Below are 9,453 nucleotides of genomic sequence, written 5' to 3' on the forward strand. Positions count from 1 at the left end.
CCATTACCTCTCTACCGCGACTGGTTGCACCTGGGACTCTTGCTGCTGTGGCGGTGATACTTTTTGTCGCCCGAAGCCGCCGAGTAATTCATTTACCTTCAGCGTTAAGCCAAAATAAACACCACCTTCCGACCGATAACCGCTAAAATCGCGGTCATCTACACTGCCAAAGCTATATCCCAGAGAAGCTCGCAAGTCTGGCGTCACATAATAACCTGCCTCTAGCGCAAAGCCGGTTTCATTAAAATTCGTATCGGGTTGTCCAATCCAACGAGCTTCCCCCGCCACATCCCAGCGATATCCCAGCCGGTACATCGTCCGGAACTGTGCCAGAAACACAGTCGAAGAGTTGCTGAAGTTATTGGCTAAATCGGTAGTGCTGTTTCGCATGGCATATTTGCCATAAAATTCCCACCGCCAGGAAGGAGCATAAATCGCCTCAGCAGCAATGATGTGATCTCTGTAACCCGTGCCACTCCCTAGTAGCAATGTCTCTGGGATTGTGGAGGGGTTGCGGCGATATTCATAACTCAACAAACCATTCCACTTGTCAGAATTGGGATTGCGGTAAGCCATGCCCAGCTTGACATTCATGGTGTCTCCCAAGGCGTATAACAACTGGTTAGAAGCACTTGCTTGTTGATAGCGCACCAAGGCAGTCAAGGAGGGAGAGAGTTTACCGGCAGCAGCGCCAGAAATCACAGTGTTACTGCCGCCAGAGCCGGTACGATGCTCGAATCGGGCGGATGCTTGGAAATTGGGATTGTCGGTATATTCCACCCCAACACTGTAAGCGTCGCCGCCGCTGAGTCCTAAGGCGGAGGCACCTTGCCCAGTCGCGTAGGGCTGTTCAAATCGCGGTCCGGCGGCGGTGCGGCTAAACAAGTCGCTGAAGATATGCTCGTAACCCAGATGGACTCGCAATCCGGGGGCAACAACCCAGCGGTGGTTTAACCCGACCGCCCCTTGCCCAGTGATGGTGTTGAAGCCGCTGATAATCGAGTAGCGACCTGTAATGGAGGTGTTTTCGCCGAGTTTTTGTTCTACCAGTGTGTCCAGGCTGGTGATGGAATTGCGACCAAAGACTCTAGTGTCTACAAATTGGTGGGCGAGTCGCAAAGCTACTCCTTCCATCACTGCCCAATCCAGCCCAAAGGTAGTACGGTCGGGATAAAGGGCATCGCTGCCGTTTCCCAAGTTCAGTTCATTTTGTGCCCGAAAGGTTAGGGCATCATTTAAAGCAACGTTGAGGCGAGAGACTATTTGGCTGGCGTTGCTGTCGAAGGTGTCGCCGATACGGTCGTCGCGGGAGCGATTGACGTATTCTAAGCTGAGGTCTGAAGCCCCAAACTTTTGCAGAATTCCGGCGCGAACCGTGGTTAGAGAATTATCGACTTTTTCACCGGGTGTCGGTTGAGGTTGAGGGTTAAAAATATCAAAGAATTCAACCCGTTCTAAGGGTGCCGTACCGAAATTTACCTCGTGGTCGTAGCTAGCAGTCAGCGAAGTGGTTTGGCTAAGTTGGGCGGCAATATTTGCGCCGTATCTCGTTTGACCGGGGGTAAAACTGGTTGTCGCATTATTGGAGAAATTTTCCTCGACAGAACGGTAATAAGCGCGGGCGAGGATGCTTTTAGCGATCGCACCATACGCTTCTAGTCGATAAGCATTGCCGTTCATATCTCCGTTAAAAGGAGAATTATGAGCTGAGCGGGCATATTCCCCAACAATTTGACCACTATTCCCTAAAGGGAACAGGAAATCCGCACCCAATAGCTCAAAATCCTGCAATCCCTCATCTTGCCGAAAATAGCTACCTCCCACCCAAGCTTGGCGATTCAAGTCCTGTGAGAAGTTATACTGCGCTCGTCCCGCATAAATATTTGTCTCTTCGCTATCAACCCCTTCATGCTGGTAAGTGACGACAATTCGCTGCACCTGAGTCACGCCAAACGGGTCAAATCGCGTGGCAAAGATGGGACGACGGAATAGCAGCGTCCCCCGGTCGTAGTCAATTTCGTAGTCAGGCCCACGAACCAGGGGTTTGCGCGATGTCACCGTTCCCGGACGATTAATTTCTTCTGTTTCTAGGAAAACACTTTCACTACCAGGGACAAGCAGACGACGAGATAGAAAATAATAGCCGCTGGTGCCATTGGGAGCAACGGTATCTCGCTGGAATCCTTCGACATCCGGGCTATAGAGGGCAGTGATTTGCAGATTGCCCAGGTTATAGTTGCCTTTGAACCCGTGTAGCTGGCGAGACGTAGCGCTAAATAGCTGGGAGGCGCGGGCGAATTCTGTGGTGTTGTAATCTCCCCACATTACATAGTCTGGTTCGGCACCAAAAACTGGGGAAGTGCGTTCCAGACGGAAATACAGGCTATCTTTTGAGGGGGTTAGATAATCAACGGTGGAGCTATCGCCATAGACGGGATATTGTTGCTCGCAGAATTGCGGCCCCCGGAACAGGGTGGTGATGCCATCGCAAGTTTGGTTGAGCGGACGAGCGCTATTATATGCGCCGGTGAGCAGCCATTCCCCCACTTTACCTGTGGCGAAAACAGCAGCACTCAAATCGATATTGGTGCCATCGTCGATGGTATCCGGATTCAGAAACTCTCGGCGCGGTCCCCAGAAGTTTGTTCCTTTAGGGCCAATTCGCAGATTCACCACGCCCGAAACCAAGGAAGGACGCAGATTAGTGATAAATTCTACCTGCGTATAAGTTTCTAGGGTGTTAGCGGAAAGGGTATTAGCAGATATTTCATCTTGGGTATAAGCGACGGGGTTATCAGTCGGGGGTACTGGCGGGTATTGGGTATTCGAGGGGGTTGGATATTGCTGGAGATTGGGAGATAGGGGATTAGCGTTTGGGGACTGGTTAATGGGGGTAGGATGAGCGTCTTTCCCAACCCGAATCCCCTCTAACCGATTCCCCTCTGTAGCGGCTCGAATGCGGACTTTCTGCGCTTCCAAACCTGATTGCAGTTGGGCGGTAAATTGTCCTTCTCTGGCAATCACCTGAAATCCGGCTCGATCTTTGTCCTCGTCAGCACCGACAAACTTACCGGCGCTGGTCGTTAAAGTGACAACTGTATCTTCGCGGATTAATTGCCCATTCTCATTAGTGATTCTCCCTGCTAGGGGCAATAGCGATCGCCCATCAGCGGGAATCCGAGCATCGCTCACGGGAGCAATTTCTAAGGTTTGGGCAGTTGTCCTTTTTACAGTTAGCTTGACACTTGCCGAGGTGCCGTTATTCGCTTGCACTGTAATTGTGTTCTCGCCTTTCTCTAGAGGGACGTTGTACCAAACCTGAGTGATAATGTTTTGGACTTCGTCTCGCTCTATCTGGGTGGATGTTTTGGCATCCAGTGGTTTTTTGTTGACGCTGACTTGTACCTGAGCTTGGGTGTGGTACTGGACAACGAGGTTAGTAGACGACTCTCCCAAGACTCCACTTTTAGGGGTCAGAATCCGAACTTCGGTGGGTGCCAGAATCGCATCTGAGTTTGGCTTAGCAGGTTGCTGGGCATTTGTTTGAGGGATCGACTGTCTCAGCTCGGTGGCAGTTGGTACGATCGTTGTCGAGTTCTCAGGCGCTGTCCCAACCTCTTCTCGAAGTTCGGGAAGGGGTGAAGCCGTCGGTGCGGTATTTTCAGGCGCTACGAGGCTGGGCGCTGCTGTTGCTGGTTTTGCCGATTCCTCTACCGTTACCGTCTCTACTGAAGGGAGGGGTGAATCCGTCGGTATAGTATTTTGAGCTAAATCTAGAATTTCTGCGGAATCTGGGACAGCGAATTTAGAATTCGTCTCTAGGGCAGTCGCCTCCTCGATTGCAGGGAGCGTCGTGGAATTTTTTATTGCAAACTCGGAATCTTCTGCGAGTCCACCTTGAGGTAGTGCAGACAGTTCATTTGCTTTCGCGGAGCGAGGAAGTAAGAAATAAAAAGTAAACAGTAAAAAGAACGAGAAATACGTCAAAATCCCATCTTTTGGCGGCTGCTTTTTGCCTTTTGCCTGGTTCATCACTGCTTGCCCTCCCGATAGGCAGGTGTCACCCCGAAATTCATCCGTACTAATCCTCCCGGTTCGAGTTGCACCAGGCGGGACTGACTATTGCGCTCAATAAATTTTTGGTTGGGAGCCAGAGTGTAGCCCGGTAGACTGGTTAAATCCAGCGTGCCGGTGCGGTAGCCAGAGATAACATTGGCAAGTGAGAATAAACCGTTGGCATCGGTCGTGATGCGGTTGCCGTCATCCATAAAAATCACGGCGTTGGGCACCCCTGGCTCTCCTGGCTGCTGTTCGCCATCAAAGTTTTTATCAACAAATACTCGCCCAATCAGGGTGCCGCAGTCTGACAAAATGCCGGGTCTAATCCGCAACTGATGGCTGGCAATGTTGCTCCTCGTTTCTTGTGCCTGATTTCTCCCGTTACCGCGAATAGCGTCTGGCGTTACCACGGCGGCATAAACCACGTTCAGGGTTTGGTTCGGCTCAAGTTTAAGAAAATTAAAGGTAACTGTCCGGTTGGACGTAGTAGCGGGTTGTATAGTGATTTGGGCAGTACTGGAGCCAGTGGTCAGCGAGGCTTGCAAGGACTCCGGCACATACCGTAAGCCCACAGGTAGGGTGTCTGTAATGCTGATATTGCTGGCAGTGGCTGTGCCGGTATTTTTCAACGCCAAGCGATAAACAACCGTGTCGCCCGGTTCTGCTGCGGCGCGATCGCCTGTTTTGATCAGTTCTAGAGCCGCTTGACCTGCTGTGACTGAAGTTTCATTGGATTTTACGCCTTCTGGGGGGAGATTGTCACCCGCAGCAGAGGCGGTATTCAAGATGTCTATTGCGCTAACGGGCAACGACTGAAAAGCAAAAGCAAACGAACACGTTAGGATAGCTGTTAGACGCAGGTAGGTACGCCCCAACAGAGGTTGCAGGGATTTCATTCTTCAGAGATTAACTAAACAAAACACCCCATCGCTGGACTGTTAAAGAGATAAAGAAATTGTGGTGGTAGACTCCCTGATGCTCCCTGAGGGGTATAGACCCTGATTAGGTGAAACTTACACTACCAGGTTTCTACGATCTACGACAATACCTGTATCTGAGTCGCTTCCGCAAGAGAATTTTCTAAGGAATATTGCTAGAGGAAGAGTTTCCTTTTTAGCCTTAATAGTTTTTTATAACTTTTGGTAGATGAAATTAACGGGACTTAGACAGATTTTAAGCCCAAATAAAGCCCAAAGCCTCTTTATAAGCTGAGAATACGTCCCAATTTTGATTCAGCCACTGCACAAAACGGAAAGACATGGCTGTCCGAAACGCTTCTAATGCTTCAGTAAAGGTGTTTAAAGGTTTCAATGCCCAACGCCTTCTTAATCCTCCAGTCTTGGTGTGCCATAAAATAAATGTATAGGCACAAAACACCAAAATGAAATGTCTCAGCAGGCTTCTATAATCTCTGACTTGATATTCAGATAGCCCTAACCAGCCTTTAGCTTCCCGATAAAATACTTCCACCCAATTCCTTTGAGCATAGGTAGCAACTATCCAATCCGGCGTGGCTATATTTGAGGCAACATTGGTAATAAAATAATCAACATCACTAGAAGAGTCGAAGGTTGAGGCATTCATGACGATAGCAATTGTTCTCGTTCCTTCTAGCTTATCGAGTTCAACTTCAACCGTTGCCACCCAAACGGTCTTTTGTTTATCCTTATTGAGTTGAACAGGAGTAAAGTCCTCAACTGGCATGAATTGACCTAACTGATCTAGGCGAATCTCTTGGAGTTTATTTGACTCTATTTGAGTTATCACTTTGCGATTTTTGGCTAATCCCCCTAGATACTTTAGTCTCCTTTTTTCTAGTTCCAGCAGAAACGTTGTGTTATTTCCATAGCCCGCATCAATCAGCACAATACCAGGTCGATATCCTCTCGATAAACTGCGGTCAATTAAAGTTAAGGCTAATTCTGGCTTTTTCTTGAATTCAAGGTCTTTTCTTCCTTGAGGTAAAGAACTGGCGTGTTGATATAACTCTATATCTAGCGGTAGGCTTTTTTTGCCATCATTATAGATGAGTCGTTACCACTACTATCCCGTTATCGGTTTTCCCTATTTCTCCAATGTACTGCCGTCCCACTCCGGCTGTGAAATTGCCGCTTTTTCTATGCCCGGAGTCATCAACGATTAACGTGCATCCTCTACTGATTCGGGTTTGGCTGCACTGATTCATCACCAGCAATCGGCGCTCGTTTACCTCTTGGGATGACCAGGGCGCTTCCGTCAAAAAATGATGTAATCGATGGTAAGTCACTCCCACCGCGTTATCCGCCATTTGAGACAGGTTTTTTCGTTCACTTTCCCCCAATAATCCGCCTATATAGTTCTTAAATTCCCGTTTTTGGGCTTGATGCGTCCAGATATCATCAAAGCGTTTACACCATCTCTCAAAACAAGCAGGCATGGCGGCAGGAGTTGTCTCTTTCATGGCTCAATCTTTAACGTGGAATACTTGCCATGTCTGGATTATACCTTTATTGTTTCTAAATTTTTGTTTAAATACCGCTAACTTGATGATTGTCGTTTTCGTATTAGTTGACGATTGGTATCAACGGCAGATTGCACCACTTCAGATGGCTCATCCGGGTGTGCGTCCTCGGTTTAGTGACAGCGAGATGCTGACCCTAGCCTTGTTGATGGACTATTTGCCATTTCCGGGAGAAACGCAATTCCTCGGTTTCATCCGTGCCAATTACGCCAGTTGGTTTCCCCATCTGTTAGACCAGAGCCAGTTTAACCGCCGCTTAAGACAACTTGATGGGATGCTAGAACAGTTGCGACGCAGTTGGGTGGTGGAGTTGGGCGGAGTGGGTGAAACTCACCTGTTGATAGACACCAAGCCACTGCCTGTCTTGGGACTCAAGCGTGACAAAACCAGAAGTAACTTTTCCGGCAATGCAGCTCCTGGCTATTGTGCAGCACGGCAAATGTACTACTTTGGGTACAAATTGACCTTGCTCACTACCTGGAATGGCATCCCAATTGCCTACGATTTGGTTCCTGCCTTCCCCCGATGAACGGGTTGCTGTTGAGTCTTTATTTGACTCGATTCGCGGTTGCACCATCTACGGCGATAAAGGCTTTATCGATGCCGATTGGCAGCATCAACTGTACCAGCACACGGGCAATCAAGTATGGACTCTACAACGCCAGAATCAGAAACAGCAGCATCCCACTTGCCTGAATCGTTTCATCTGCCGAGTCCGCCAACGCATTGAAGGGGTATTTCATGAAATTCAAAATACCGGGCGCAATCCGGAACGCCTCTTGAACAAAACCATTGCTGGCTTTTGTGTTCACATTGCCGCTAAATTGGCAAGTCATACCTTACGATTGTTACTCAAACGGCGCTTTGCCATTGATGTGTTAACTTTTCGTCAAGCTGGTGCTTGTTCCTCATAATTCACATTAAGCGTCTCTTACTATTAAGAGGGAATTTATCGCTCCTTTAAACCCCTATCACTACTTTTTCGTACTGGAAAAAAACACAAATAATTAGCATTCTAGGTGGGGATTGAGCGATCGCGCCCAGTTACAATTACGCGATGTGCAATTAAGTTTTGAATAGGAAAGTCCCACCCGACAATGCTAGAAGTACAACTCAACTAGCTGGAGTGGGACGAATGTTTTCTATAGAAGAGTTTATCATTGCGGTTTTTTGCTGTGTGGACGACTTGCTCAAGGAGATCACAGGCGGACAAGCGATTCGGGCAAGAGGGTTCGCGCCAGCCCTAGCCGATAGCGAGGTCATGGCGATGGAAATCGTGGCAGAGTATCAGGGGATTGATGATGACCAGGGGATCTGGCAATACTTCCGTCAGCATTGGTTAGGGCTGTTTCCCCAGTTGGGTACTCGTTGTGCGTTCGTGCGGCAGTCCGCGAATCTGTGGCAATACAAGGAGCGAGTTCAGCAACACTTGGCAAGGCGGTTGGGAGCATTTGATGACTCGGTGCATTTAGTCGATGGTATCCCGATTGCGCTGTGCGGCTTTGCTCGTGCCCCCCGGTGTCGAAGCTTTAAGCAGGGTGGTTTCATACGAAAAAAGAAAAAACTTTCTGGAGTTGGTTAGCTAAAGCCCGTTGTGCCTGTGGGATAGTGCGGAAACCAAGATATCTGGCAATAGTGATAAAAAAGTTGTGTAATATTGCCCAATTGACCGGAGCAATACCGCCCCGTCGTAATGGAAAGTCCTCAGCGAAGGTAACATCCTTGACCCAATGCAGCCGGTTTTCAATCCCCCAGTGTCCCTGAGTGGCGCGGAGAAACTCACTCGCACTTTGAGACTGACTGCTGATGTAATACTGAGTCTCGATAAACGGCTGACCATCCCGTTGACCGGAACGTTCGACGCTCACGAAGCTAGTGAGTCCAGCCCATTGCCGTTGCAGCTTTGGTGGAGCTGGGAACACCTGAACATGGCGCTTGACATAGCGAGCGTGAGTATGATCTACAACTGTGGCCTGACTCAGGGGCGGTGAGGTGTGTTGTTGTATCTCGGCTGTTTTGCAGAGTGTGGGCTGATTTTCCTTCAAACCAATCAAGTAGTCATTGCCACTTTCCCGAATCAGTGCCACTGTTTTTTTTGGCAGTGCAAAGCATCTAGGGTAAACATCACCGCATCACCAGTAAAGGCGGACACCAACTGCTGCACCACCGTTAGCTCGCTATTTTCTTTGTTGTGCAGCGGTTGCATCCGCAGCACAACACCCCGTTGATGGCTGAACACCGACACGATGCTGACAAAGTTTTGATATGACTGACTATAGTCGGTTAATGTACAACGAATACTTTTGCCATCGATGGCTAGTCGCTCTGCCGGAGCGCAGGGCACAAATTCTGCTGCCCAGACATTAAACAAGTCGGTCAACGGCTGAAAATCCAGCGTCCGCAGCACTCGTCGGAATGTAGAGTAGGAAGGAAAGTGGACGGTTGGCGGTAAATCTAACAGTTCAATCAAGCTCTGCCGATGTACCCGTGTGAAATCTTCTAATGGTCGGTAGCCCCTATATCCCGTCATCGCTCCCAGTAGGATGAGTAACAACACTAACCACAATGGATGTCTCCGGCCTCGGATATGACGATAGTCTGGGATTTGCTGTAATTGTTCAATGATATTCATCCGAATCATTGGTTGATTTTCAATCACCTTCAAGCATTATTCTCATTTTTCTCTGTTTGTATGAAACCACCCTACCGGTGTCGAAGCTTTAAGGGAGAAGCGGCTTACGGCTACTGTGCGGCAAAACAGCAGACTTACTATGGCTTTCATGGTCATTTACTCATCAGTGCAACCGGAGTAATTACTGGATTTAGCCTGACCCCAGCCAATGGCAGCGAACAAGAAACACTCGCTGGTTTGGTGCCTGCCATTGGTGGCTTAC

6 protein-coding genes and 3 pseudogenes are annotated in these 9,453 nt (G+C 48.8%); 4 read left to right on the forward strand and 5 right to left on the reverse strand.

The annotated features are described in order from the left end of the window. Positions 1-3 precede the first annotated feature (3 nt). The 3 genes and pseudogenes from NDA06_RS12810 to NDA06_RS12820 all read right to left on the reverse strand — a co-directional run bounded on the left by NDA06_RS12810 (position 4) and on the right by NDA06_RS12820 (position 6,499). Entirely contained in the window at positions 4-4,032 is a 4,029-nt protein-coding gene (locus NDA06_RS12810) for a hypothetical protein (RefSeq protein ID WP_190985880.1), read from the reverse strand. After that, on the reverse strand, positions 4,032-4,955 hold the full coding sequence (locus NDA06_RS12815; protein WP_190985879.1) for an isopeptide-forming domain-containing fimbrial protein: 924 nt from the start codon (positions 4,953-4,955) through the stop codon (positions 4,032-4,034). Before NDA06_RS12815 ends, NDA06_RS12810 begins: the two co-directional genes overlap by 1 nt. Before the next feature lie 277 nt (positions 4,956-5,232). Beyond that, positions 5,233-6,499: pseudogene (locus NDA06_RS12820) on the reverse strand (IS701 family transposase). Between NDA06_RS12820 and NDA06_RS12825 the strand changes: the two are divergent. The 3 genes and pseudogenes from NDA06_RS12825 to NDA06_RS12835 form a co-directional block, all read left to right on the forward strand. Further along, a complete protein-coding gene (locus NDA06_RS12825; protein ID WP_348251742.1) occupies positions 6,498-7,088 on the forward strand; it encodes a hypothetical protein in 591 nt (196 codons plus the stop codon). The pseudogene NDA06_RS12820 and the gene NDA06_RS12825 overlap by 2 nt on opposite strands. Then, positions 7,042-7,473, forward strand: a complete 432-nt coding sequence (locus NDA06_RS12830) for a transposase (protein ID WP_348251743.1) — start codon at positions 7,042-7,044, stop codon at positions 7,471-7,473. Before NDA06_RS12825 ends, NDA06_RS12830 begins: the two co-directional genes overlap by 47 nt. A 221-nt stretch (positions 7,474-7,694) precedes the next feature. Next, positions 7,695-8,093, forward strand: a pseudogene (locus tag NDA06_RS12835) (IS982 family transposase); the annotation flags it as partial. A 10-nt stretch (positions 8,094-8,103) separates the two neighbouring features. On the opposite strand, the gene NDA06_RS12840 reads toward NDA06_RS12835, so the two are convergent. Then, the gene (locus tag NDA06_RS12840; RefSeq protein ID WP_348231746.1) at positions 8,104-8,646 is read right to left on the reverse strand and encodes an ISAs1 family transposase; all 543 of its coding nucleotides are present in this window, start codon (positions 8,644-8,646) and stop codon (positions 8,104-8,106) included. Further along, positions 8,637-9,218 (reverse strand): ISAs1 family transposase, encoded by a 582-nt coding sequence (locus tag NDA06_RS12845; protein ID WP_348251744.1) that lies wholly within the window; start codon positions 9,216-9,218, stop codon positions 8,637-8,639. The genes NDA06_RS12840 and NDA06_RS12845 overlap by 10 nt, the downstream gene beginning before the upstream one ends. Positions 9,219-9,251: 33 nt before the next feature. Here NDA06_RS12845 and NDA06_RS12850 point away from each other — a divergent pair. Then, positions 9,252-9,453, forward strand: a pseudogene (locus tag NDA06_RS12850) (IS982 family transposase); the annotation flags it as partial.

It is taken from the genome of Trichocoleus sp. ST-U1 (assembly GCF_039961835.1).
Lineage (GTDB): Bacteria > Cyanobacteriota > Cyanobacteriia > Cyanobacteriales > FACHB-T130 > FACHB-T130.